At 59.7% G+C, this 22,709-nt stretch carries 27 protein-coding genes; 18 read left to right on the forward strand and 9 right to left on the reverse strand.

Annotation, left to right across the window (positions count from 1 at the left end; translation table 11 throughout):
- Positions 1 to 10: 10 nt before the first annotated feature.
- The 12 genes from POS17_RS06205 to recX all read left to right on the forward strand — a co-directional run bounded on the left by POS17_RS06205 (position 11) and on the right by recX (position 9,064).
- Positions 11 to 1,576 (forward strand): phage tail protein, encoded by a 1,566-nt coding sequence (locus POS17_RS06205; protein ID WP_060837804.1) that lies wholly within the window; start codon positions 11 to 13, stop codon positions 1,574 to 1,576.
- A complete protein-coding gene (locus POS17_RS06210) occupies positions 1,573 to 2,049 on the forward strand; it encodes a DUF4376 domain-containing protein (RefSeq protein WP_060837805.1) in 477 nt (158 codons plus the stop codon). Before POS17_RS06205 ends, POS17_RS06210 begins: the two co-directional genes overlap by 4 nt.
- Before the next feature lie 331 nt (positions 2,050 to 2,380).
- The gene (locus tag POS17_RS06215; RefSeq protein ID WP_231979008.1) at positions 2,381 to 3,643 is read left to right on the forward strand and encodes a phage tail protein; all 1,263 of its coding nucleotides are present in this window, start codon (positions 2,381 to 2,383) and stop codon (positions 3,641 to 3,643) included.
- Positions 3,643 to 3,897 carry a hypothetical protein gene (locus POS17_RS31535; RefSeq protein ID WP_129405450.1) on the forward strand — a complete coding sequence of 85 codons (255 nt, stop codon included), beginning with the start codon at positions 3,643 to 3,645 and terminating at the stop codon, positions 3,895 to 3,897. Before POS17_RS06215 ends, POS17_RS31535 begins: the two co-directional genes overlap by 1 nt.
- A gap of 45 nt (positions 3,898 to 3,942) precedes the next feature.
- Positions 3,943 to 4,506 (forward strand): glycoside hydrolase family 19 protein, encoded by a 564-nt coding sequence (locus tag POS17_RS06220; protein ID WP_060837806.1) that lies wholly within the window; start codon positions 3,943 to 3,945, stop codon positions 4,504 to 4,506.
- 155 nt (positions 4,507 to 4,661) lie between these two features.
- Positions 4,662 to 5,168 (forward strand): hypothetical protein, encoded by a 507-nt coding sequence (locus POS17_RS06225; RefSeq protein ID WP_060837807.1) that lies wholly within the window; start codon positions 4,662 to 4,664, stop codon positions 5,166 to 5,168.
- Between the two features lie 70 nt (positions 5,169 to 5,238).
- Positions 5,239 to 5,424 carry a Com family DNA-binding transcriptional regulator gene (locus POS17_RS30730; protein ID WP_082729320.1) on the forward strand — a complete coding sequence of 62 codons (186 nt, stop codon included), beginning with the start codon at positions 5,239 to 5,241 and terminating at the stop codon, positions 5,422 to 5,424.
- 8 nt (positions 5,425 to 5,432) lie between these two features.
- On the forward strand, positions 5,433 to 6,275 hold the full coding sequence (locus tag POS17_RS06230; protein WP_060837808.1) for a putidacin L1 family lectin-like bacteriocin: 843 nt from the start codon (positions 5,433 to 5,435) through the stop codon (positions 6,273 to 6,275).
- Between the two features lie 177 nt (positions 6,276 to 6,452).
- Complete coding sequence (locus POS17_RS06240) at positions 6,453 to 6,785, forward strand: hypothetical protein (RefSeq protein WP_020372545.1); 333 nt, start codon at positions 6,453 to 6,455, stop codon at positions 6,783 to 6,785.
- Positions 6,786 to 6,951: 166 nt separating this feature from the next.
- Complete coding sequence (locus POS17_RS06245; RefSeq protein ID WP_060837810.1) at positions 6,952 to 7,452, forward strand: CinA family protein; 501 nt, start codon at positions 6,952 to 6,954, stop codon at positions 7,450 to 7,452.
- 83 nt (positions 7,453 to 7,535) lie between these two features.
- Positions 7,536 to 8,588, forward strand: coding sequence for a recombinase RecA (gene recA, locus POS17_RS06250; protein WP_011059579.1), 1,053 nt, complete (start codon positions 7,536 to 7,538; stop codon positions 8,586 to 8,588).
- Between the two features lie 8 nt (positions 8,589 to 8,596).
- Entirely contained in the window at positions 8,597 to 9,064 is a 468-nt protein-coding gene (gene recX / locus POS17_RS06255) for a recombination regulator RecX (protein ID WP_060837811.1), read from the forward strand.
- Between the two features lie 39 nt (positions 9,065 to 9,103).
- Here the strand turns inward: recX and POS17_RS06260 are convergent, their stop codons facing one another.
- Positions 9,104 to 10,222, reverse strand: a complete 1,119-nt coding sequence (locus tag POS17_RS06260) for a TIGR00730 family Rossman fold protein (protein ID WP_060837812.1) — start codon at positions 10,220 to 10,222, stop codon at positions 9,104 to 9,106.
- Positions 10,223 to 10,663: 441 nt separating this feature from the next.
- On the opposite strand from POS17_RS06260, the gene POS17_RS06265 reads away from it, so the two are divergent.
- Positions 10,664 to 10,858, forward strand: a complete 195-nt coding sequence (locus POS17_RS06265; RefSeq protein ID WP_060837813.1) for a hypothetical protein — start codon at positions 10,664 to 10,666, stop codon at positions 10,856 to 10,858.
- On the opposite strand, the gene POS17_RS06270 is transcribed toward POS17_RS06265, so the two are convergent.
- Positions 10,859 to 11,284, reverse strand: a complete 426-nt coding sequence (locus POS17_RS06270; RefSeq protein WP_060837814.1) for a quorum-sensing-regulated virulence factor family protein — start codon at positions 11,282 to 11,284, stop codon at positions 10,859 to 10,861.
- 191 nt (positions 11,285 to 11,475) lie between these two features.
- Between POS17_RS06270 and POS17_RS06275 the strand changes: the two genes are divergently transcribed.
- The gene (locus POS17_RS06275) at positions 11,476 to 12,186 is read left to right on the forward strand and encodes a tRNA-uridine aminocarboxypropyltransferase (protein WP_060837815.1); all 711 of its coding nucleotides are present in this window, start codon (positions 11,476 to 11,478) and stop codon (positions 12,184 to 12,186) included.
- Here POS17_RS06275 and POS17_RS06280 read toward each other — a convergent pair.
- Entirely contained in the window at positions 12,170 to 13,078 is a 909-nt protein-coding gene (locus tag POS17_RS06280) for a DMT family transporter (protein WP_060837816.1), read from the reverse strand. The two genes, POS17_RS06275 and POS17_RS06280, sit on opposite strands and share 17 nt — an antisense overlap.
- Before the next feature lie 238 nt (positions 13,079 to 13,316).
- Here POS17_RS06280 and erdR point away from each other — a divergent pair, with 238 nt between their 5' ends.
- The gene (erdR, locus tag POS17_RS06285; protein ID WP_060837817.1) at positions 13,317 to 13,967 is read left to right on the forward strand and encodes a response regulator transcription factor ErdR; all 651 of its coding nucleotides are present in this window, start codon (positions 13,317 to 13,319) and stop codon (positions 13,965 to 13,967) included.
- A 69-nt stretch (positions 13,968 to 14,036) separates the two neighbouring features.
- Positions 14,037 to 14,405: a diacylglycerol kinase gene (locus POS17_RS06290; protein WP_173655929.1), complete on the forward strand. Its 369-nt coding sequence runs from the start codon at positions 14,037 to 14,039 to the stop codon at positions 14,403 to 14,405.
- Here POS17_RS06290 and POS17_RS06295 read toward each other — a convergent pair.
- Positions 14,402 to 15,328, reverse strand: a complete 927-nt coding sequence (locus POS17_RS06295; protein WP_060837818.1) for a LysR family transcriptional regulator — start codon at positions 15,326 to 15,328, stop codon at positions 14,402 to 14,404. The two genes, POS17_RS06290 and POS17_RS06295, sit on opposite strands and share 4 nt — an antisense overlap.
- A 119-nt stretch (positions 15,329 to 15,447) precedes the next feature.
- On the opposite strand from POS17_RS06295, the gene fpr reads away from it, so the two are divergent.
- On the forward strand, positions 15,448 to 16,227 hold the full coding sequence (gene fpr / locus POS17_RS06300) for a ferredoxin-NADP reductase (protein WP_016966062.1): 780 nt from the start codon (positions 15,448 to 15,450) through the stop codon (positions 16,225 to 16,227).
- A gap of 122 nt (positions 16,228 to 16,349) precedes the next feature.
- Here the strand turns inward: fpr and tsaA are convergent, their stop codons facing one another.
- From tsaA to rimO, 5 genes are all read right to left on the reverse strand, one after another.
- Positions 16,350 to 17,045, reverse strand: coding sequence for a tRNA (N6-threonylcarbamoyladenosine(37)-N6)-methyltransferase TrmO (tsaA, locus tag POS17_RS06305; protein ID WP_060837819.1), 696 nt, complete (start codon positions 17,043 to 17,045; stop codon positions 16,350 to 16,352).
- A gap of 76 nt (positions 17,046 to 17,121) precedes the next feature.
- Entirely contained in the window at positions 17,122 to 17,583 is a 462-nt protein-coding gene (locus tag POS17_RS06310) for a DUF1456 family protein (protein ID WP_016966060.1), read from the reverse strand.
- Between the two features lie 66 nt (positions 17,584 to 17,649).
- Positions 17,650 to 18,360: an rRNA pseudouridine synthase gene (locus POS17_RS06315; RefSeq protein ID WP_060837820.1), complete on the reverse strand. Its 711-nt coding sequence runs from the start codon at positions 18,358 to 18,360 to the stop codon at positions 17,650 to 17,652.
- An 82-nt stretch (positions 18,361 to 18,442) separates the two neighbouring features.
- Positions 18,443 to 18,916: a GNAT family N-acetyltransferase gene (locus POS17_RS06320; RefSeq protein WP_060837821.1), complete on the reverse strand. Its 474-nt coding sequence runs from the start codon at positions 18,914 to 18,916 to the stop codon at positions 18,443 to 18,445.
- A 97-nt stretch (positions 18,917 to 19,013) separates the two neighbouring features.
- Positions 19,014 to 20,351 carry a 30S ribosomal protein S12 methylthiotransferase RimO gene (gene rimO / locus POS17_RS06325; protein ID WP_047284184.1) on the reverse strand — a complete coding sequence of 446 codons (1,338 nt, stop codon included), beginning with the start codon at positions 20,349 to 20,351 and terminating at the stop codon, positions 19,014 to 19,016.
- A gap of 380 nt (positions 20,352 to 20,731) precedes the next feature.
- Here rimO and POS17_RS06330 point away from each other — a divergent pair, with 380 nt between their 5' ends.
- Positions 20,732 to 22,573: a potassium transporter Kup gene (locus tag POS17_RS06330; protein ID WP_375136254.1), complete on the forward strand. Its 1,842-nt coding sequence runs from the start codon at positions 20,732 to 20,734 to the stop codon at positions 22,571 to 22,573.
- Positions 22,574 to 22,709 lie beyond the last annotated feature (136 nt).

Consider the following 22,709-nt stretch of genomic DNA (forward strand, 5'->3'; position numbering starts at 1 on the left):
ACAAGCACAAGTGGATTATCCGAAAAGTGTTCCCAGCGTAGGGCTGGTGAACGGCAAGTTTGTCGACGAGAACCCGGTCACGGGGCAAGTCGGCTCACTGATTTCCTCGCAATGGGGAAACGCGGTTACCGACGAATTGCTCAATGTGATTCGTGCGGGTGGGAAGGAGCCGGCCGAGGCCGAGCACGACCAGTTGCTGGCGGCGATCAAGGCGATCGTCCGGGATTCGATACCGCCAGAGAAGATTCGCAGCACCTTGGCCGAGTACGGCATCACCGACGCCTATACCAAGTCGGTGACCTACACCAAGGCCGAGATCGAGGCGCTGCTGAAGAACATGTCGGCCCTGCCGGTGGGGGCCATGGTGCCGTTTCCCAAGGGCACGGTGCCGGCGGGGTTCCTGGAGGTGGATGGCAGTGTGCAGAGCGCTGCGACTTATCCGGATCTGGCGGCTTATTTGGGAACGACCTTCAACACCGGTGGTGAAGGGGCGGGGAATTTCCGTTTGCCGGAGTCGCGGGGGGAGTTTCTGCGGGGTTGGGATCATGGGCGGGGGGTGGATGCTGGGCGGGCTCTGGGTAGCTGGCAGCCCGACGAATTGAGGAGTCACAAGCACGCGCTTGACGCCAACGTCGTTACCGAAACAGGGTCTGGATACGCTGGCGGTATTGCTACCGATGGCAACAAGTACCTGACAGAAACCGCATTCTCAGGTGGTATGGAAACCCGACCTAGAAACCTTGCGGTGATGTGGTGCGTCAAAGCCTGGAACGCACCGACCAATCAGGGAAGCATCGATGTTGCTGCTCTGGCCGTTGATGTTCGTAATGCACAGAAAAATGCTGTGGTCGGGATTTGTAAAGGTCTGAAGGTTTCTGCTTCCGGGCTCAGTTCGATCGTTAATGTGGTGGCTGAGCAGTTGGTGGTCGGTAACGATTTGTCGTTCAAGACACTGGGTGATGTGACTCTCAAGATCAACGCTACGGTCATCGGCGCCAACGGACTGGATACAGGAGTGCTGACCGGTTCCACCTGGTACAGCGTCTGGGTGATATGGGGAGGTGCTGGGGTTGCGGGTTTGCTGTCGCTCAGTGAGAAAGCTCCTGTGCTACCTGTGGGTTACACCCACAAGGCCCGGGTCAGTTGGACGCGAACCGACCCCACGGCAAACAAGTTTCTGTTGTCGTTTATTCAGGCGGGTAACTGCGTTCAGTACAAGGTGGTTCCGGGTTCCAATGTGCAAAATCTGCCGGTCATGGCTTCTGGGGTTGTCAGCCCCGCTGCGGATGTTGCCGTCTCTGCTTTTGTTCCGCCGACGGCGGCAAAAATTTCACTGACTGCCGGTACCAACAACGGCTACGTTGGCTTTGCCCCCAGCAGTGCCTATACCGCGCAAGCACCTGTTTATTTGAATACCGCAACGCTCAATGCTGCGCCCTTTGTCGGCGGTTATAACCCGTCTTCGCCGGTACCTACTGCTAATGGTCAGTTTTTGCTGGAAGGACCAACGATTCGATTCGGATCTTTTGCGGCGACAGGTGTTTTGCAATGTATTGGATGGGAGGACAACTTATGAATGGTTTTGCAGTTCGAGCCGATGGCCGGGGTTGCAGGGCGGTGGACGGTGTCGAGCACTTGCTGGAAGGGGAGGTTTTCTCAGTCGAATATCCGACTCTCGCTCTTAACGCTACCGATAGGTTGGCATTGATTGCCGATGAGCGATTCAGGCGTGAGGAAGCCGGTATCGTTGTACAAGGCTTGGCTATTCAAACGGATCGTGCAAGCCAGGCAAAGCTCACTCGAGCCGCAGTAAGGGCAAGTCGAGATGCCAACTACGTAATCCACTGGAAGTTGGAAAATGGCTCTTTCGTACAGCTCGATGCACGTCAGGTACAGGTTTGTGATAGTGCCGTTGATGCTTACGTACAGGCTTGCTTTATGCGTGAGAGCGAGTTGGTTGATGCTGTTGATGCTGGCTTGTATGAGGCGTCGATGCTCATTGCAGGTTGGCCGGCTGTTGAGTTTTCCGCAGTGCCTGAATTGTTGTGACAGCGCTTCATTGATGTTTTTGGTGGTTTGCGAGTTACCTGTTTCAACCCTCTGATTACCGGGACGATGCTAAAGGCATTGTTTCCGACTCCTCGTCCTTCGATGGGGCATTTCACCTTTCTTACCTTTTGATAAGTCCCGATGCGGATCTCTCTAGTCAACTGTCGATGCGATTCAGTTCGTTATCGGTTTGGCCAGAGTTCGGCATCTGGGCGAGTTGATGCACACGGCACATTGAGATCGTTCCAGGCCTAGGCCTGGAGTCTCTGACTTATTGGTTACCCATCTACCTTGCGTTGGTGGGTTTCAATTTCAACTAGAGGACAGACGAGTGGATTATCCAAAGAGTGTGCCCAGTGTCGGGCTGGTTAATGGGAAGTTTGTCGACGAGAACCCGGTCACAGGGCAAGTCGGCTCACTGATTTCTTCCGACTGGGGAAATGCGGTGACCGATGAATTGCTCAACGTGATTCGTGCGGGTGGGAAGGAGCCGGCCGAGGCCGAGCATGATCAGCTACTGGCGGCGATCAAGGCGATCGTCCGTGATTCGATTCCGCCGGAAAAGATCCGCACCACCTTGGCGGAGTACGGGATTACCGATGCTTATACCAAGTCGGTGACCTATACCAAGGCGGAGATTGAGGCGCTGCTGAAGAACATGTCGGCCCTGCCGGTGGGGGCCATGGTGCCGTTTCCCAAGGGCACGGTGCCGGCGGGGTTTCTGGAGGTGGATGGCAGTGTGCAGAGCGCTGCGACTTATCCGGATTTGGCGGCCTATTTGGGCACGACCTTCAACACCGGAGGCGAGGGGGCGGGTAACTTCCGTTTGCCGGAGTCGCGGGGGGAGTTTTTGCGGGGTTGGGATCATGGACGGGGGGTGGATGCGGGAAGGGGACTTGGCAGTTGGCAAGCTGACGAGTTCAAGAGTCATACACACTCAGTAAAGGACTCTTCATACGCTGGAAATGTATTTGACTCCTGGGTCTATGGCGATACAGGGAATGGAGTCACTGAGGATGAAAACTTAAGGACAAATTCATCTGGTGGCATTGAAACCCGTCCACGCAACCTGGCTGTCATGTGGTGCATCAAAGCTTGGAATGCTCCGATTAATCAGGGAAATATAGACATTGCGGCTCTTACATCCCAATTGGCCCAGGCAACCGAAAACAAGCAGGGAATTGCGAGGGTGAGTACTCAGGCTCAAGTCGATTCCGGCATTGACGATTCACTGATAGTGACTCCCAGGAAGTACCGCGCTGCTAAGGGAACATGCTCAGCCTGGGTGAGTTGGAATGGGACCGGAGCTGTCACTATTCGAGATAGTTACAACGTATCGAGCGTCACAGACAATGGTGTTGGTGACTTCACCGTCAACATTATCCCTGGTGTACTGGCGAATGCTGGATTTAGTTATTGCTATACGGTTGGAGGAGGTAACAACTCCTTGAATCTCGCCTCAGGCGCCACAACTACTCCTACTGCTACCTCTTTGCGTGTTGTCAGTGTTAGCGCTCCTGGTATGGGAACAGGCGCAAATTTTCAGCCGACAGACTTTCCTTACAATAGCGTGCAGATTTTCGGAGGTAAGTAATGGCTATGCGTATTGTTTATCAGTTGCCTGGTGAGACAGTTGCATCTTTGACACCCTGCAATTGCGGATTGACGATCGATGAAATTGCTCGTCAGGACGTTCCTGGTGGCGTGTATTTTTGGTTTGTCGAGGAGTCGGCGATTCCGCTTGACCCGATCGAGCGTATGCACTGGATGTTGACAGATGAACTAGGGCCGCCAGCAGGGGTAGGGGAGCGCCCTCTATGCACATCTCATTCTGAGGCAATTCTGTAAAATCTCACTGTGCTCCAAGGACGCTTTTTCGATTGAAGGTTGTATATGCCTATAACCGAACAACAACTGCAACAAATCATGCCTAACGCCCGCCGCCAAGCGGGCGTTTTTGTTTCTCCACTCAACACCGCCATGGCTCATCGGCAGATCGATACGCCGAAGCGCCAGGCGGCCTTTCTCGCCCAGATCGGTCACGAATCCGGGCAACTGCAATACGTGCGCGAGCTGGGCAGTGATCAATACCTGAGCAAGTACGACACCGGCACGCTCGCGGCACGCCTGGGCAACACCCCCGAGGCCGATGGCGACGGTCAGCGCTATCGCGGGCGCGGGCTGATCCAGATCACCGGGCGCAGCAACTATCGCCAGTGCAGCCTCGGGCTGTTTGGCGATGAGCGCCTGCTGGAGTTGCCCGAGCTGCTGGAGCAGCCGCAATGGGCCGCCGAGTCGGCGGCCTGGTTCTGGGAGCGCGGCGGGCTCAATGCCCTGGCCGATCGCGATGAGTTCAACAGCATCACCCGTCGCATCAATGGCGGTTTGAACGGCTTGCAGGATCGCCTGCAACTCTGGGCCAGGGCGCGGGCGGTGCTGTGCCTGCCCGTGGTCTGAGTTCATGCGGAGGCGGGCACCTTCTGTAGTCGCTGCCGTAGGCTGCGATTGGACCTGGAGGGAAGGTCCTGCGGACCTTTTCGCAGCCTGCGGCAGCGGCTACAGGGATTTTTTCGGCCGTTTGATGCATTTCATATCGGTCCGAGGAGGACGTGATGAATATCCGCAGTTGGCTGGCCCTCGCCGTCGTAGCGGGGTTGCTTTATGCCCTTGGCTTCGTCAGCGGAGTTGGCAGCGAACGCAGTCAACAGCAGCGCCTGGACGAGGCCCGACTGCAGCAATCCTTCGAGCAGGGCCAGGCGTTGGGCAGGGTCAAGGAGAAGGTGGTGGTCGAGTACGTCGATCGCGTCGTCAAGGTCTATCAGGCGGGCGCCACTATCACCAAGGAGGTTCCGATCTATGTTTCGAAAGCAGCTGATAACGCCTGTGTTGTGCCTGGTGGTTTTGTCCGGGTGCACGACGCCGGCGCCGCCAACCTGCCCGTGGCCCCAGGCCCCGGCGTCGCTGATGACGCCGCCTCGGGCCTTGCACTCTCTACCGTCGCCGCCAGCGTCGTCGACAACTACAGCCAATGCCATGCCAATGCCGAGCAATTGAGGGCATTGCAGCAGTGGGTGCGGGAGTCTCAGTCGCTGTTGCAAGGTGCTCCGGCGATGCACTGACGGCCTTGAGACCTTTATGAAATGGATCGCTGCCGCAGTGTGGGGCAGTTGAAATCAAATGGACTTGTCGATGTTAAAAGAATGCAGATGCGGTCATTGCAAACGACTTCTCGCCCGCGTGGGTGAGTTTACCGAGCTCCAGATCAAATGTTCCCGCTGTGGAACCTTGAATCACGTGAAGGCCTCGAGCCTTGGGCAATCGCCTGTGAGCGACATGAGAGCGGACTTTTCCGCGACTGATCATTCGACTCAATAGGTATCAACATGGCTTGGATTCGCTACGACTTCACTGACAACGGTTCTTCGGTGCTGCCGGCTCGCTATTACATGGCGCCGAACCAGTATCTGCAGTCCCCGAACAAACGCTTCAAGTTGCTCTTTCAGCCTGATGGCAACCTTGCACTTTATGACGGCGCCCAGTTGGCGTGGGTCGCCGACCAGAACACGCCCTTTACCAATGTGAGCAAGGGCAACAAGAAAGACCCGATGATGGTCTTTATGAATTACGGCTTCGTTCTGGATGACCCGTTGCGCGGCCGTATCTGGTCGACGACACCGAGCGATCCCACCATGGGCTCTCGCGAGGATGCGTCCTTGCGTGCGTTCACCCAGGTTCAGGATGACGGGAACATCGTGACCATCGACACCATCCCTCACTGGTATGCGCCCAACGGTCGCGTGTTCACTCCGGCAGTCGGGGCGGCCATGATCATCGGTGGCCCTGCGGAGTTGGTACCGGGCCAGTTCTACCGTGCTGGTGATCATTCCCTGGTCTTCCAGGGCGATGGCAACCTGGTGGTCTACGGTCCGAACTGGAGCGTTGTCTGGGCGACGTACACCCAGAACAGGGGCGGTGCGCGATGCGTCATGCAGGCAGACGGTAACCTGGTGATCTACGCAGCGAACAATGCCGTCGTTTGGCAAAGTGGTACTGCTGGCCATCCGGGCGCAACCATTCGCCTGCAGGCCAACGGCAGCTTGAGCATCGTGACCGAGCGGCCGATCTGGGCCCGTTTCGGGTACACCCCGACCATCAAGCCGCCGCGTGTCTTTTACCCGGATCACAAGTGGCAAACCGCTAGCTACACCTGGGACAACGTGTTCTAAAAGGCCGCAAGAAGCCCCGCGATCGTGCGGGGCCTTTGCCTGGCGTCTTCAAGATATCGGTGGGTGTGCTGTTGCAGCTCGTCCATCGAGAAGCCCAAGAGCTTCGACCCCATCGCCTTTGAGCGACATGAAAACGGCACTTTCCGTGACCGCCCCTTCCATTCAAAGGTGAAAAATATGAACGCAGTAACCATGGGCAAGCACTTCATTACCGTATTCCCAAAAGGCATTGTGGAGATCGTTTCGGCGGCCCAAAACACGGGGGGGCTGATCATCCAGACGGGGTTGATCAAGACCTCGACCGGTGTGGTCGATCTGTATGTGGGACCGACCGGGTCTTCCATCTCCAATGCGGCCATCATCTTCTCGGGCAACGGCTCCAGCATTTCCGGCAGTGACTCCGAGATTGTCATGCCGTACCCGATCCGTATTCCCGCAGGCCAGGCATTGTGGGCCTATGCATCCACTCCGGGTGGTGCAATCGCGTTGACTTGGGACTTGCTGGCCTGAGTTGTGTGTCGAGCTTCGCGAGCTTGCGCGAGCGCTTTCCTGTTCTTTGGGGCTTCGTTGTCTGAAGCCGTGTTCCAGAGCCGTTGGTTTTCCTGACGGCTTGTCACTTGCAAGCCGTCTTTGCTGGTGTACGGTAAGCACACGCCAGCCCCATCAGGAGAGGATTGTGAAAGAAATTACCCAGCTTGCCGCTGAACTTGGCCGGCGTCTGCAGGTTCTGAATGCCCATGTCACCGCCGCGGAGTCCTGCACCGGCGGCGGTATTGCCGAGGCGATCACGCGGATTCCGGGCAGTTCGGCCTGGTTCGAGGCCGGTTATGTCACTTATTCCAATCGCCAGAAGACTTTGCAACTGAATGTACCGGCCGGGTTGTTCAACTCGGTCGGTGCGGTCAGTCGTGAGGTGGTAGAGGCCATGGTTCGCGGAGCGCAGGCCAAGAGCCATGCACATTTTGCCGTGGCGGTCAGTGGTATCGCCGGGCCGGATGGCGGTTCCGCGCAGAAGCCGGTGGGTACCGTGTGGCTGGCCTGGGGCGCGGGAGAGACGCTGACTGCCGAGTGCCGGCACTTCCCCGGGAATCGCGATGAGGTTCGCCGACAAACGGTGAAGGCCGCGCTAGAGGGGCTGCTGCAACACGCCGCAGCAGAAATCGCAAATCAGGGGTAGGCGATCCTTGAGCGCTGTGGAATAATACTGGCTACTTATACAGGTGTTGGCCGTCAGGCCTTATTGATTACGTGAGGACTTTAATGGACGACAACAAGAAGAAAGCCTTGGCTGCGGCCCTGGGTCAGATCGAACGTCAATTCGGCAAGGGTGCCGTAATGCGTATGGGCGATCATGACCGTCAGGCGATCCCGGCCATTTCCACCGGCTCTCTGGGTCTGGACATCGCTCTGGGCATTGGCGGTCTGCCAAAAGGCCGTATCGTTGAAATCTACGGTCCTGAATCGTCCGGTAAGACCACCCTGACCCTGTCGGTCATCGCTCAGGCGCAGAAAGCCGGTGCCACTTGTGCCTTCGTCGATGCCGAGCACGCGCTGGACCCGGAATACGCCGGCAAGCTGGGGGTCAATGTCGACGATCTGCTGGTTTCTCAGCCGGATACCGGCGAGCAGGCCCTGGAAATCACCGACATGCTGGTGCGTTCCAACGCGGTTGACGTGATCATCGTCGACTCCGTGGCGGCTCTGGTGCCCAAGGCTGAAATCGAAGGCGAAATGGGCGACATGCACGTGGGCCTGCAAGCCCGCCTGATGTCCCAGGCGCTGCGTAAAATCACCGGTAACATCAAGAACGCCAACTGCCTGGTGATCTTCATTAACCAGATCCGCATGAAGATCGGCGTGATGTTCGGCAGTCCGGAAACCACCACCGGTGGTAACGCCCTGAAGTTCTACGCTTCGGTTCGTCTGGACATCCGTCGTACCGGCGCGGTGAAGGAAGGCGATGAGGTGGTCGGTAGCGAAACCCGAGTCAAGATCGTCAAGAACAAGGTGGCTCCGCCGTTCCGTCAGGCCGAGTTCCAGATTCTTTACGGCAAGGGTATCTACCTCAACGGCGAGATCATCGATCTTGGCGTGCTGCACGGTTTCCTGGAAAAATCCGGTGCCTGGTACAGCTACCAGGGCAACAAGATCGGTCAGGGCAAGGCCAACTCGGCCAAGTTCCTGCAGGACAACCCGGAAATCGGCAACGCGCTGGAGAAGCAGATTCGCGAGAAGCTGCTGACAGCCTCGCCAGACGTCAAAGCCAATCCGGTCAAAGAGACCGAAGACGATATGGCCGACGCTGATATCTGATTGATCCAATGACCGCCGTACTCGATACCCTCGTCGCGGTGCGGCGAACTGCAATGGACCTGCTCGCGCGACGCGAGCACGGTCGAGTCGAGCTGACGCGTAAACTGCGTCAGCGCGGCGCCCCTCCTGAAATGATCGAAGCTGCCCTTGACCGTTTGACGGAAGAGGGATTGCTGTCCGAATCCCGTTATCTCGAAAGCTTTGTTTCCTACCGTGCCCGCTCAGGTTACGGGCCAATGCGTATTCGCGAAGAACTCAGTCAGCGCGGCTTGCAGCGAAGTGATATCGATCTTGCCCTGCGTGAGTGCGGTATCGACTGGCAAGAGCAGTTGCGAGACGTCTGGCAGCGCAAGTTTGCCGGGCACTTTCCTGCGGATGCCCGGGAGCGGGCCAAGCAAGGGCGCTTTCTGAGTTATCGCGGCTATTCCATGGACATGATCGGCCGCCTGTTGAGCGGCCGAGGGCTGGATGACTGAGGCTGTACCCGCTGCGTGATGCCGCGGGCGAGAGGCGGATCAGTTGGCGTCGCTGGTTTCTCTCACGCTTTGGTGGGCCTTGGGGGGCTGTCTGGCCCAGTTCTGCGGCAGGTTGATGAAGTCGATCAGTTCCCGCAGGCGGCCATTGTCGCGAGCGTTGAAAGTGAACGACAGCCGTGTCAAATGGCTGAATTGCGCTTCATCGTGCTCCTCTCCACGGTAGGCATGTTGCTGAAACCGACCACTGAGGCACAGGTCGGAGAACTCCGTCTGCATCTGTGCCAGCGCCTGTTCGGTGAGATTGTGGTGCATGCGAATGACGAACTCTTGCTTCAGCCAGCGGCTGGAGTGGAAGTTGGCGTAGAACTGCTGGATTTCCTTGACGGCGTCTTCGGTGCTATGCACCAGACGCACCAGTTTCAGGTCGCTGGGCAGGATGTAGCGATTGGCTTCCAGCTGGTTGCGGATGAAGTCCAGGGCGCCCTGCCAGAATTGCCCGCCAGGTACGTCCAGTAGCACCACCGGTACCAGGGGGCTTTTGCCGGTCTGGATCAGGGTCAGGACTTCCAGTGCTTCATCCAGGGTGCCGAATCCACCGGGGCAGAGCACCAGAGCATCCGCTTCCTTGACGAAGAACAGCTTGCGAGTGAAGAAAAAGTGGAATGACAGCAGGTTCTCCGTACCGCCGACAGTCGGGTTGGCATGTTGTTCGAAAGGCAGGGTGATGTTGAATCCCAGGCTGTGCTCCAGGCCCGCGCCGTCATGGGCTGCGGCCATGATGCCGCCTCCGGCGCCGGTGATGACCATCAGGTCCGAGCGTGCCAGGGCAGCGCCCAGCTCCTTGGCCATGGCATACAGCGGGTGCTCGCTGGGGGTTCGCGCCGAGCCGAATACCGTCACCTTGCGCCGACCCTTGAACTGTTCCAGGACTCTGAAGGCATGTTCCAGTTCACGCAGGGCTTGCAGGGTGATCTTGGCGTTCCAGCGATTGAGGTCGTCCTCGGCCATGCGCAGGACAGTGAGAACCATGTCGCGATAAAGAGGGATATTCGGGCTGTTGGGGGCAATCTGGTTGAGTTGCGCTTCGACCTGGCTCGTGAGGTCGGCGCCCTTGCTCTGAAAATGACGGGTTAATAGGTCATTCGATTGGTAAGGCATTCAGCTTCTCCTTCTGCACAGAACCTTGTGCACGCTCGAGGTATTCGAATGTGCCACGACACAGCCTGTGTCGCTGCCTGCTCGGCCCAGCGTGCGAGCAATGCTCCTGCGCCGATTGCTGCTGACCGTCGCTGGGCGGCAATCGAGGTATCCACAGAGGTCCTGCTTTCCTTTATTGAGAAAACAATTGCACTGCAAGGCGCATCAGGGCGGCCTCCTGAACCGTCCTCAATGCATTAATGGAAACCTTCGGACATGACTTGATCATGTGCCCAGAAAGTCTTGGCTGGCAATCGCTTCTTGATGAACTTATCGGCTTGTGCACCATTGGTCGGGCGCGGCGGCAGGGGGCTGTACCCCTGATTTACTAAGTTACAGCGCTGGGCCCGGGAAGGGGCCGCGGGCGTTCATTCGTGAAAGCGAAGGGCAAGGAGGCAAGGGATGACCACTGTTGTGCTGGAAATCGATCCGCAGTTGTACCAGCTATTGCAAGCCGCTGCGGCGGCCCATGATTTGAGCCTTGAGGAAGAGTGCCGGCGGCGCCTGGCGGGCGAGGAGCCGCACTCGCGTTACCTGCAGGCCCTGGTGGCGGAGTTGCGCGCCGAGGATCTGCAGCGACGCGCGGCCCGCTCTTGATTACTTCTTCTTGGGAGTGTTCTGGGAGGGGCAGTCCGATTCCTGGAAGCGTGCCGAGGCCACCGGGCGATTGGTACGGTTCTCGGTAAATTCGTAGCGCATGATTGCGCCTTTGGCCATTAGCTTGCGGTAGTTGGGGTTGCGGCAGACGCTGGCACCCAGTTGCAGGTAGACCGCCTTGGGATTGGCGCGCATCTGGGCGGCGTGAGCGGACTGGACGCTGAGGTGGTTGATCAGCTCTTTGCCTTCAACGGTATAACCCTGATCGAGGATGTTTTCGTTGATTTCCCGGGGAGTGCCGACGTTGCTTTCCGCAGCGACCTTCTCCAGCATTTTGCTCAGTTCGAACTCTTGCAAAGACGCAGCCTGGACTCCCAGAGGCAAGGCCAGCAGAAGGGCGACGGTAGGGATGGTAAAGCGCAACATGAAACTCTCCTGGTGCAATGACTGAAGCTTCGACCAGTCACTCGACTGTGCGTTCAGTGGCGACGAATTATAGGGGGAGAGCCAGGAAGGCGGTACAGGTTTGAACAGATAGCTCTGATAAACTTGTCCGACTTTTTCCCGCCTCGAGTTTTTGACGTGTTGATTCCTGCCCTTTGCCGGTGTGGCCTGCGATGAGCCACGCGGTATCCCGCCTACGTGATTTGCGTATGGCTCGTGTGGTCAAACCCTTTTTCGCCCGGGGCTCGCGAGCCGAGCGTTGCCCGCGCTGCCGCGTGATTCCCAGTCATTGCCTGTGTGCCTGGCGGCCAAAGGTCAGTGCCGAATCGGCCATGTGCCTGGTGATGCACGATGTGGAGCCGCTCAAACCGAGCAATACCGGGTGGTTGATCGCCGATGTGATTGCCGACACTTGGGCGTTTCACTGGTCCCGCACCGAGGTCGATCCACAATTGCTGGCCTTGCTGGCGGATCCGCAGTGGCAGCCTTATATCGTGTTCCCCGGCGAGTTCGTGGCCCCCGAGCGGGTGGTCAGTGAGGTCCGGCGGCAAGAAGGCAAGCGCCCGTTGTTCATTCTGTTGGATGCCACCTGGAGCGAAGCCCGCAAGATGTTTCGCAAGAGCCCGTATCTTGAGCACTTGCCGGTCCTGAGCCTGTCGTCCGAGAAGCTGTCGCGCTACAAACTGCGCCGCTCCAAGCGCGACGACCATTTCTGTACCGCCGAGGTTGCCGCGTTATGCCTGGAGCTGGCGGGGGACGAGCAGGTCAGCCAGGTCCTGGATGCCTACCTTGATGTGTTCAGCACCCATTACCTGTCGGCGAAGTTCCAGAAAGCCATCGATCCCCAGGATGAAGTGCACTCCCGGCTCAAGCCCTTTGTGTAGTGGTGGCGTTTGCCTGTTTTTTTTGCGGCCATAGCTGGGCAACCAGCATGCCGCCGAGCATCAGGGCGCAGCCGAAATAGCCGCGCATCTGCAGCGACTCATCCAGTAGCCAGGCCCCGGCGACGGCGGCGAACACGGCTTCGAGGGAGAGGATGATCGCGGCGTGGGAGGCAATTGCGTTCTTTTGAGCGATCACCTGCAAGGTGTAACCGACGCCGACCGCAATCACGCCGCCATAAAGAATGGCTGGCCCGGCAGCGACGATCGCGCTCCAGCGAATCGGCTCCAGGCATAGCGCCAGGATCAGGCTCACCACTGAGCAGGTGGCAAATTGCAGGAAGGCCAGGCGAATCGGGTCATGGCGGCTGGCGAATACGCCCACCAGAATCACGTGCCCACCCCAGACAAAGGCGCCGATCAGTTGCAGCCAGTCGCCGGAGGCCACCTGAAAGCCGTCGCCGACGCTCAGCAGGAACATCCCCACCACGGCCAGCACCGCGCCGATCCAGGTGCCCAGGCCGGTCTTGTGGCCAATCAGCAATCCCAGCAGCGGCACTACAATGACGTAAAGCCCGGTGATGAACCCGGCATTGGTGACACTGGTAAACAACAGCCCGACCTGCTGCAGATTGATCCCCAGAGCAAGGGCCAGCCCCATCAGCATGCCGCCCAGCAACAGGCCGCGATTGAGCAGCGGTGCGGCAGGGCGATCGGCCGCCGCCCTGCGCAGGACCAGCGGTAGCAGGCAGAGTGAACCCAGAGCGAAGCGCAGTCCGGAATAAAGGAAGGGCCCGATATGATCCATGCCGGAGGTTTGGGCGACAAACGCCGATCCCCAGATCACGGCGGTGATCAGCATCAGGACATCGGCACGCAAGGCTTGGCTTCGCATGATGGCACTCTTATTAGTTAGCCGGCTAAGATGCCGCAAAGCTTCACGCTTGACCACCCCGGCTGCGCTGGGCATGCTTGGCGCCGATTAGGGCGCCAGCGCTGTTTGAACCACCGTTTTGCTCAGGCTTTTCGCGGTGTTCGTGCTCTTTGGGTGTCGCACTCTGGCGAGCACTCGTGTTGCCTGGATAAGGGCTGAATGCATCAGTCCTGCCATGAAAAACAGGATCATTTGAAAAATGGCCACATACGAAATCCTGATTGCCGATGACCACCCGCTGTTTCGCAGTGCGCTGCATCAAGCCGTCACCCTGGGCCTGGGGCCTGATGTGCGTCTGGTGGAAGTGGCGAGCATCGCTGAACTGGAAACCCGCCTGACCGAAAAAGCCGACTGGGACCTGGTCCTGCTGGACCTGAACATGCCCGGCGCCTACGGCTTTTCCGGTCTGGTGCTGTTGCGCGGGCAATACCCGCAGATTCCAGTGGTGATGGTGTCGGCCCAGGAAGAAGCCTCCGTCATGGTCCGTTCCCGAGAGTTCGGGGCCAGCGGTTTCATTCCCAAGTCCAGCTCCCTGGAAGTCATTCAACAAGCGGTGCGCAGTGTGCTGGACGGTGATGTCTGGTGGCCGCCCCAGGCGTTTGAAGAAGTCAGTGTTTCGGCGGAAGCCAAGGCCGCCAGCGAAGGCCTGGCCAGCCTGACGCCCCAGCAGTTCCGGGTCTTGACCATGGTCTGTGAAGGTTTGCTGAACAAGCAGATCGCGTATGAACTGAGTGTGTCGGAAGCGACGATCAAGGCCCACGTGACGGCGATCTTCCGCAAGCTTGGGGTTCGCACACGCACCCAGGCGGCCTTGCTTCTGCAACAACTTGAGTCAATTTCCAGCCATTAACCGGCTGCTGGTTCACGCTTTTTTGACTTTGGTTGAACTAGCTTCCCCACTTCTTTTTCTTCAGTTGCCCTGCCTATGTCGCCTTTCAAAGGTCAAACCGGTCTTAAACGCATCCTTAACGCCGCCGGCTATTCGTTCGATGGCTTGCGCGCCGCTTTCACCGGCGAGGCAGCCTTTCGTCAACTGGTGCTGCTCAATGTGATCCTGATTCCCTTGAGCTTTTTGCTCCATGTCAGCCGGGTCGAGCGCGCGCTGCTGATAGCCGTGTGCCTGCTGGCGCTGATCGTCGAGCTGCTCAACTCGGCGGTGGAGGCGGCCATCGATCGCATTTCCCTGGATCGCCACCCGTTGTCGAAAAACGCCAAGGACATGGGCAGTGCCGCGCAGTTTGTTGCCCTGAGCATGATCACTATCGTCTGGGCGGTGATCCTGATCTAAGGAATGCTCGGCAGGACGATCTCGTCGCTGCGCTGCACCCCGGCGGTGAACGAACGGCACAGTTCGAGAAATTCGCGCATCGCCGAGGTCTGGTACTTCTGTTTGTGCCAGATGAAATAGAACTGCCGGGCCAAATCCAGCCCCGACGTTTCCACCGGCACCAGGCTGCCCCGGCGAAAGGCGTCCCGCAGCGCCAGGCGGGAGATGCAGCCAATACCCAATCCCGACTCCACTGCGCGCTTGATGGCTTCGGTATGTTCCAGCTCCAGGCGAATGTTCAGTGCGCTGCGATGATGACGCATGGCCTGGTCGAAGGTCAGGCGCGTGCCGGAACCCTGTTCGCGAAGAATCCAGGCTTCGTGGGTCAATTCCTCCATGCTGGCGTGGCCGCGTTTGGCCAGCGGATGCTGAGGCGCGCAGAACACCACCAGCTCATCCTCGACCCAGGTCTGCACCTCGATATCCGGGTGGCTGCAGTCGCCTTCGATTAGACCCAGATCAATTTCGTAGTGAGCCACCTGTTGCACGATATGCGCAGTGTTCTGCACATGGAGCTTCACCTGGCTTTCCGGGTGTACCTGCATGAAGCTGCCGATCAGCAGGGTCGCCAGGTAGTTGCCGATGGTCAGGGTCGCACCCACCGACAGCGAGCCGAAGCCGGACTTGCCGTTGAGCAGGTCCTCGATTTCCTTGGCCTGATCGAGCAGGGCCACCGCCTGGGGCAACAACTGTTTGCCCAGGGCATTGAGACTCAAGCGCTTGCCGGCACGGTCGAACAGCTGGCAGCTGGATTGGCGCTCGAGTTCGGTGATCGAGGTGCTCGCCGCGGATTGCGACAGGGCCAGGAGCCCGGCAGCGCGAGAAACGCTCTCTTGCTGGGCGACGGCGACGAAGACTTGCAGTTGACGGAGAGTAAATCGCATATCGATATAACCGATAACCCTTATCTTAATAATCCAGTTAACAGATATTGTCGCCGCCATTAGAATGCTGTGCAATTGCGCTCATGGTCAGCGCAGGCAATTTCTAGGAGCCCCCGTACATGAGCAACATGAACCACGAGCGTGTCCTCAGTGTTCATCACTGGAATGACACTCTGTTCAGCTTCAAGTGCACCCGCGACCCGGGTCTGCGCTTCGAGAACGGTCAGTTCGTGATGATCGGCCTGCAACAGCCCAATGGCCGTCCGCTTATGCGTGCTTACTCCATTGCCAGCCCGAACTGGGAAGAGCATCTCGAATTCTTCAGCATCAAGGTTCCGGACGGTCCGCTGACTTCCCAACTGCAGCATCTGAAGGAAGGCGACGAGATCATCATCAGCAAGAAGCCAACCGGTACCCTGGTACTGGATGACTTGAAGCCGGGCAAGCACCTGTACCTGCTCAGCACCGGCACCGGTCTGGCGCCGTTCATGAGCGTGATCCAGGATCCGGAAACCTATGAGCGTTTCGAAAAAGTGATCCTGTGCCACGGCGTACGCTACGTCAACGAAGTCGCCTACCGCGAGTTCATCACCGAGCACCTGCCGCAGAACGAGTTCTTCGGCGAAGCGCTGCGTGAAAAGTTGATCTACTACCCCACCGTGACCCGCGAGCCGTTCGAGAACGAAGGCCGTCTCACCGACCTGATGCGCAGCGGCAAGCTGTTCCGCGACATCGGTCTGCCACCGATCAACCCGCAGGACGACCGCGCCATGCTGTGCGGCAGCCCGAGCATGCTGGAAGAAACCAGCGAAGTGCTCAACAGCTTCGGCCTGACCGTTTCGCCGCGCATGCGCGAACCGGGTGACTACCTGATCGAACGCGCCTTCGTCGAAAAGTAGGAGCGAGCTTGCTCGCGAAGATCGCCCAAGCAGCGCATTCGTGCTGATTGGGCACGATCTCCCGAACGCAAAAAAGCCCGCGTTGCCTGTCAAGGCAACGCGGGCTTTTTCGTTTCCGGGGTTCAGCCCGCCGGGACCACTTCCAGCACCCGGATCAGCCCCGGCTCGGGGTAATGCCAGCGCACATCCAGGTCCCAGAACTGCGCGCCGTATTCCCGCTCGGCAGTGGGCACCTGATAGGCCGGGCGCGGATCCTGGGCCAGGCACTGCTCGATCAACTCCACCAGGGGCTCCTGAAGGCGCTGAGCGTGGATCTGAGCCTGTTGCAGGGCATTATCCTGCCACTGCACCAGAATAATCTGCGGCGCGGCGCTGGCGATGTCATTGCTCGCCGTGGCAATGATGTCGGCGTAGGGCACGTAGGGCTTGATATCGAGGATCGGCGTGCCGTCCAGCAGGTCGATGCCGGAGATCCACAGGCGGTTGGCCTCGACCTTGTCCAGCTTGACCACCGACTGGCCGATGCCGTTGGGTCTGTGGGTGGCACGGGTAGCGAAGACCCCCATGGACTTGTTGCCCCCCAGGCGCGGCGGGCGCACCTTGAGCCGTGGCTTGTCCTCCAGGGCCTGGTGAAACAGGAACAGCAGCCAGACGTGGCTGACCTGCTCCAGTCCTTGCACCGCGTCGCCCTGATCGAAGGGCGCCACCAGCTCCAATACGCCGCGAGCGGCCGGGGCCAGTTGCGGTTGGCGCGGGATGGCGAACTTCTCCTTGAAGCAGGAGCGCACGAAGCCGATGGGGGAAACGCTGTAGGTCATTTGGCAAGCCTCAAGCCTTGCGCTACAAGCCGCCAGCTACAAGCCTTGAACTTGCAGCTTGAAGCTTGCAGCTGTCTTACGCTCTAACACGCAGGGTCAGGCCCTTGAGGAAGTTGCGCAGCAGCTGGTCGCCGCAGGGGCGGTAGTTGGTGTGGCCAAACTTGCGAAACAGCGCGCTCAGCTCCGGCTTGGACACCGGGAAGTCGGCGGCCTTGAGCACGGCGTGCATGTCTTCTTCCTTGAGCTCGAAGGCTACCCGCAGCTTCTTCAGGATGATGTTGTTGGTCACCGGCAGCTCGATCGGCAGCGGCGGACGGCTTTCGTCCTTGCCGCGCTTGAAGATCACCAGGCCGTCGAGGAAGTGCGCCATGACTTCGTCAGGGCAGTGCACGAAGCCTTCTTCCTCATCCTTCTTCAAGTAGCTGACGATGTCGTTGAGGCTGACCTTGAAGCCGGTCAGCTTGATGATGTCCACGACCTTCTTGTCGCTGATGTCGAGCATGTAGCGCACGCTGCGCAGTACATCGTTATGAATCATGGTTACAGTCCTGATCAATGCGCGTGGAGCGCCGCGCCAGGGCACGGCGTCTGAATGGGGGCGGCTTTAGAACTTCTCTTTGGCCGACAGGTAGCGCCACTGGCCCAGCGGCACCTTGCCGATGGACACGCCGCCGACACGGATGCGGCGAATGGCGACGACCTTGAGGCCGACGGCTTGGCAAAACTGCGCGATCACACCCGGCTGCGGATTCTTCATGGCGAAGCGCAGGCGGTTTTCGTTCTGCCAGCTGGCCTTGACCGGCGGCAGCTCGCGGCCCTTGTAGGTCAGGCCGTGGTTCAGGCGGTTGAGGCCGTGATCGATCATCTCGCCTTCGACCTCGACCACGTATTCCTGCTCGATCTTGGCCGCGTCCGCGGTCAGCTTGCGCAGCACCTTCCAGTCCTGGGTGAACACCAGCAGGCCGCTGGCATTGGGTTGCAGGTCGTCACTGGCGCTCAGGCGCAGGAAATGCCCACGCAGCGGACGTTTGCCGTAGCGGTGCTCCTGCGACAGGCTGTCGACGCTGATGGACTGCATGGCGCTGTCCAGGTCCTGGCCGGCGGGCACGTTGAGCAGGATGGTCACCGGCTCCGGTGCGGTGGCCTTGGCTTCGGGGTCGAGCACGACGGTTTGCGCGCCGACCTTGAACTGCGGCTCGTCGATGACTTCGCCGTCTACGGTGACCCAGCCGCCCTCGATGAACAGCTCAGCCTCCCGGCGGGAGCAGCCGACCAGTTCGATGAGGCGTTTGGAGAGACGAATCGGGTCAGTCATGTCAGGGGCCGTAACAAAAGAGGGCAGCTATTGTACCTGCCTGGCGCTGGTTAATCGCGGGTCCATTTGCCGGCTGTGGCTTTTAGCCGCGCAGGGCTTGCAGCTGTGGCTGCTTCAGGCGCATGTGCAGCAGCGGGTAGGGCTGGCCCAGGCCGTCCTGTTCCGAGCGGCCGACCACTTCGAAACCCTGCTTGAAGTAGAAACCCAAGGCCTGGGGGTTCTGCTCGTTGACGTCCAGCTGATAGGCGTTCAAGTGCTCCACCGCGTAGTGCAGCAATTGCCGGCCCAGGCCCTGGCCGCGATGGGCCGGGTCGATGAACAGCATCTCGATCTTGCCCGCTGCCACGCCAGCGAAACCGGTGATGCGCTGGCGTGGGTCGCGGGTACAGATCAGCATCACCGCATCCAGGTAGCGGGTCAGCACTAGGTTGCGCAGCAGCGCTATGTAGCTGTCCGGGAGAAAGTCGTGGGTGGCGCGCACCGAGTCTTCCCAGACGCGGACCAGTTCCGGGTAGTCGCTGACTTTCGGTGTGTGGATGACCGAGTGGTGGCGCATGCCGCTTGTCCCTGAGGTGATTGGCAAGGGCTAACGATAGACCGAAAAAAGCCCCGCATCTCGTGGCGAGAGCGGGGCTTGGCAGTTTTTTTACGCCTTACAGGGTTTCGGCCCAGAGGTCGTATTCGTCGGCGTCGGTGACCCGGCACCAGACCTTGTCACCCGGCTTCAGGTCGCCGGCGCCATCGATGAACACGTTGCCGTCGATCTCCGGCGCATCGAAGAAGCAGCGGCCCACCGCGCCATTCTCATCAACTTCGTCGATCAGCACTTCGATCTCCTTGCCGATGCGCTGTTGCAGGCGTGCCGAGCTGATTTCCTGCTGGTGCGCCATGAAGCGTTCCCAGCGGTCCTGCTTGACCTCGTCCGGGACCACTTCCAGGTCCAGGTCGTTGGCCGGAGCGCCTTCCACCGGCGAGTACTGGAAGCAGCCGACGCGGTCCAGCTGGGCTTCGGTCAGCCAGTTGAGCAGGTACTGGAAGTCTTCTTCGGTTTCGCCGGGGAAGCCGACGATAAAGGTCGAGCGGATGATCAGCTCCGGGCAGATCTCGCGCCAGGCCTTGATCCGCGCCAGGGTCTTGTCTTCGAAGGCCGGACGCTTCATGGCCTTGAGCACTTTCGGGCTGGCGTGCTGGAACGGGATGTCCAGGTACGGCAGGATCTTGCCGGCGGCCATCAGCGGAATCAGCTCGTCCACGTGCGGGTAGGGGTACACGTAGTGCAGGCGCACCCACACACCCAGGGTACTCAGGGCCTCGCACAGTTCGGTCATGCGGGTCTTCACCGGCGCGCCGTTCCAGAAGCCGGTGCGGTACTTGACGTCGACACCATAGGCGCTGGTGTCCTGGGAGATCACCAGCAGTTCCTTGACCCCGGACTTGACCAGGCGCTGGGCCTCGTCGAGCACATCGCCCACCGGGCGGCTGACCAGCTTGCCGCGCATCGACGGAATGATGCAGAAGCTGCAGCTGTGGTTGCAGCCTTCGGAAATCTTCAGGTAGGCGTAGTGCCGTGGCGTCAGCTTGATGCCTTGCGGCGGCACCAGGTCGATCAGCGGGTTGTGGTCCTGTTTCGGCGGCACCACTTCGTGCACGGCGTTGACCACCTGCTCGTACTGTTGCGGGCCGGTCACCGCCAGCACGCTTGGGTGCACGTCACGGATATTGCCTTCTTCGACGCCCATGCAGCCGGTGACGATGACCTTGCCGTTTTCCTTGATGGCTTCGCCGATCACTTCCAGGGATTCGGCCTTGGCCGAGTCGATGAAACCGCAGGTGTTGACCACCACGACATCGGCGTCCTGGTAGGTGGACACCACGTCATAGCCTTCCATGCGCAGTTGAGTGAGGATGCGCTCGGAGTCGACCAGAGCTTTTGGGCAACCCAGGGATACGAAGCCGACTTTCGGGTTGGCCGGCGCGGAGGGGGTGGACATGTCTAACCTCGGTATTGGGTGTCGAGCCACTTGGGGGGCAAGTGCGACAGTTGGGCGCTGGCTGCGCCTCTGATCAAAAAGTGCGCAATTCTAGCGATGGTCGAGGCGCTTGACCAGCTTTATGCAGGGGAAATACGACGAGCGCTGGACTATGCTTCTTCGCGTTATGCCCGGTGGTTTTCATGCGGCTTTAGTTAAGTACCCAGTGGTAATAAAAACCTGCAAGTTACATGGGAAACTGCACAAGTTTAGAGAATAGCCCTTGTATAACCTTGCGCTTTCTATATAAGAAGCCCCGGTCTTGGTAGTAGGAGTCATTGATGGGTCAGGCAAGTGGTCAGGCGGTGAGTGGCGAGCACTCCGGGGCTAAGCCTCTGGGGATGCTGGTGGCAGCGGTCGGGGTGGTGTATGGCGATATCGGCACCAGCCCGCTCTATACCCTCAAAGAGGTGTTTTCCGGCAGTTATGGCGTCCAGGTCAACCACGATGGGGTGTTTGGCATCCTGGCGCTGATTTTCTGGTCGTTGGTCTGGGTCGTTTCGATCAAGTACGTGCTGTTCATCCTGCGGGCCGACAACCAGGGCGAGGGCGGCATCATGGCCCTGACGGCACTGGCCCGGCGGGCGGCCGGCTCCTACCCACGTCTGCGTTCGGTGCTGGTGATCCTCGGCTTGATCGGCGCTGCCTTGTTCTATGGCGACAGCATGATCACCCCGGCGATCTCGGTATTGTCGGCGGTGGAAGGGCTGGAGCTGGCGTTCAGCGGCCTGGAGCACTGGGTGGTGCCCATGGCCTTGGTGGTGCTGGTGGGGCTGTTTCTGATCCAGAAACACGGCACCGATCGCATTGGCAAGCTGTTCGGCCCGGTGATGGTGGCCTGGTTCCTGGTGCTGGGTGGCTTGGGGGTCAACGGCATTCTCCAGCACCCGGAAGTGCTGCAGGCGCTCAACCCGGTGTGGGGCGTGCGCTTCTTCATCGTCCATCCCGGCATGGGCGTGGCCATTCTTGGCGCCGTGGTGCTGGCGCTGACCGGCGCCGAGGCCCTGTACGCCGACATGGGCCACTTCGGCCGCAAGCCCATTGCCCGTGCCTGGTTCGCCCTGGTGCTGCCGGCCCTGGTGCTGAACTACTTCGGCCAGGGCGCGTTGCTGCTGGAAAACCCCGACGCCGCGCGCAACCCGTTCTACCTGCTGGCGCCGGGCTGGGCCCTGATCCCGCTGGTGGTGCTGGCGACCCTGGCCACGGTGATCGCCTCCCAGGCGGTGATTTCCGGGGCCTTCTCCCTGACCCGTCAGGCGATCCAACTGGGCTACATCCCGCGCATGTACATCCAGCACACCTCCAGTGCCGAGCAGGGGCAGATCTACATTGGCGCGGTGAACTGGTCGCTGATGGTGGGCGTGATCCTGCTGGTGCTGGGCTTCGAGTCCTCCGGTGCCCTGGCCTCGGCCTACGGCGTGGCGGTGACCGGGACCATGCTGATCACCAGCATCCTGGTATCGGCGGTGATGCTGCTGCTGTGGAAATGGCCACCGGTGCTGACCGTGCCGATCCTGGTGGGTTTCTTGCTGGTGGACGGGCTGTTCTTCGCCGCCAACGTACCGAAGATCGTCCAGGGCGGTGCCTTCCCGGTGCTGGCGGGGATCGTGCTGTTCGTCCTCATGACCACCTGGAAGCGCGGCAAGGAACTGCTGGTGGATCGCCTGGACGAAGGCGGCCTGCCGCTGCCGATCTTCATCGGCAGCATCCGCGTGCAGCCGCCGCATCGGGTCCAGGGCACCGCGGTGTTCCTCACTGCACGGCCGGACGCCGTGCCCCACGCACTGTTGCACAACCTGCTGCACAACCAGGTGTTGCATGAGCAAGTGGTGCTGTTGACCGTGGTCTATGAAGACATTCCCCGGGTGCCCGCCCAGCGGCGTTTCGAGGTGGATGCCTACGGCGAAGGCTTCTTCCGGGTGATCCTGCATTTTGGGTTCACCGACGAGCCGGACGTGCCGGAAGCCCTGAAGCTGTGCCACCTGGATGAACTGGACTTCAGCCCGATGCGCACCACCTACTTCCTCAGCCGCGAGACGGTGATCGCCTCCAAGCTCGAAGGCATGGCCCGCTGGCGCGAAGCGCTGTTCGCCTTCATGTTGAAGAACGCCAACGGCAACCTGCGCTTCTTCAAGCTGCCGGTGAACCGGGTGATCGAACTGGGCACCCAGGTCGAGATATAAACCCGAGCCCATAAAAGCCCCCGTTGCCTTGCGGCAGCGGGGGCTTTTTCGTTTCACGGCCCTGTAGGAGCGAGCTTGCTCGCGATAACGGACTGACCATCGACATCGATGCTGGTGGTTGGACGGTTTCTCCCGG

Origin of the sequence: Pseudomonas sp. Os17 (genome assembly GCF_001547895.1) — a bacterium.
GTDB lineage: Bacteria > Pseudomonadota > Gammaproteobacteria > Pseudomonadales > Pseudomonadaceae > Aquipseudomonas.

What these genes read in the sequence shown, in the direction of transcription:
- erdR (WP_060837817.1), top strand. Translation starts at nt 13,317, where the DNA reads ATGGCCACATACGAAATCCTGATTGCCGATGACCACCCGCTGTTTCGC.
- POS17_RS06320 (WP_060837821.1), bottom strand. Translation starts at nt 18,916, where the DNA reads ATGCGCCACCACTCGGTCATCCACACACCGAAAGTCAGCGACTACCCG.
- POS17_RS06265 (WP_060837813.1), top strand. Translation starts at nt 10,664, where the DNA reads ATGACCACTGTTGTGCTGGAAATCGATCCGCAGTTGTACCAGCTATTG.
- POS17_RS06310 (WP_016966060.1), bottom strand. Translation starts at nt 17,583, where the DNA reads ATGATTCATAACGATGTACTGCGCAGCGTGCGCTACATGCTCGACATC.
- POS17_RS06270 (WP_060837814.1), bottom strand. Translation starts at nt 11,284, where the DNA reads ATGTTGCGCTTTACCATCCCTACCGTCGCCCTTCTGCTGGCCTTGCCT.
- POS17_RS06210 (WP_060837805.1), top strand. Translation starts at nt 1,573, where the DNA reads ATGAATGGTTTTGCAGTTCGAGCCGATGGCCGGGGTTGCAGGGCGGTG.
- POS17_RS06330 (WP_375136254.1), top strand. Translation starts at nt 20,732, where the DNA reads ATGCTGGTGGCAGCGGTCGGGGTGGTGTATGGCGATATCGGCACCAGC.
- POS17_RS30730 (WP_082729320.1), top strand. Translation starts at nt 5,239, where the DNA reads ATGTTAAAAGAATGCAGATGCGGTCATTGCAAACGACTTCTCGCCCGC.
- POS17_RS06280 (WP_060837816.1), bottom strand. Translation starts at nt 13,078, where the DNA reads ATGCGAAGCCAAGCCTTGCGTGCCGATGTCCTGATGCTGATCACCGCC.
- POS17_RS06225 (WP_060837807.1), top strand. Translation starts at nt 4,662, where the DNA reads ATGAATATCCGCAGTTGGCTGGCCCTCGCCGTCGTAGCGGGGTTGCTT.
- POS17_RS06315 (WP_060837820.1), bottom strand. Translation starts at nt 18,360, where the DNA reads ATGACTGACCCGATTCGTCTCTCCAAACGCCTCATCGAACTGGTCGGC.
- tsaA (WP_060837819.1), bottom strand. Translation starts at nt 17,045, where the DNA reads ATGACCTACAGCGTTTCCCCCATCGGCTTCGTGCGCTCCTGCTTCAAG.
- POS17_RS06295 (WP_060837818.1), bottom strand. Translation starts at nt 15,328, where the DNA reads ATGCGATTTACTCTCCGTCAACTGCAAGTCTTCGTCGCCGTCGCCCAG.
- POS17_RS06260 (WP_060837812.1), bottom strand. Translation starts at nt 10,222, where the DNA reads ATGCCTTACCAATCGAATGACCTATTAACCCGTCATTTTCAGAGCAAG.
- POS17_RS06240 (WP_020372545.1), top strand. Translation starts at nt 6,453, where the DNA reads ATGAACGCAGTAACCATGGGCAAGCACTTCATTACCGTATTCCCAAAA.
- recX (WP_060837811.1), top strand. Translation starts at nt 8,597, where the DNA reads ATGACCGCCGTACTCGATACCCTCGTCGCGGTGCGGCGAACTGCAATG.
- POS17_RS06275 (WP_060837815.1), top strand. Translation starts at nt 11,476, where the DNA reads ATGAGCCACGCGGTATCCCGCCTACGTGATTTGCGTATGGCTCGTGTG.
- POS17_RS06220 (WP_060837806.1), top strand. Translation starts at nt 3,943, where the DNA reads ATGCCTATAACCGAACAACAACTGCAACAAATCATGCCTAACGCCCGC.
- recA (WP_011059579.1), top strand. Translation starts at nt 7,536, where the DNA reads ATGGACGACAACAAGAAGAAAGCCTTGGCTGCGGCCCTGGGTCAGATC.
- rimO (WP_047284184.1), bottom strand. Translation starts at nt 20,351, where the DNA reads ATGTCCACCCCCTCCGCGCCGGCCAACCCGAAAGTCGGCTTCGTATCC.
- fpr (WP_016966062.1), top strand. Translation starts at nt 15,448, where the DNA reads ATGAGCAACATGAACCACGAGCGTGTCCTCAGTGTTCATCACTGGAAT.
- POS17_RS06230 (WP_060837808.1), top strand. Translation starts at nt 5,433, where the DNA reads ATGGCTTGGATTCGCTACGACTTCACTGACAACGGTTCTTCGGTGCTG.
- POS17_RS31535 (WP_129405450.1), top strand. Translation starts at nt 3,643, where the DNA reads ATGGCTATGCGTATTGTTTATCAGTTGCCTGGTGAGACAGTTGCATCT.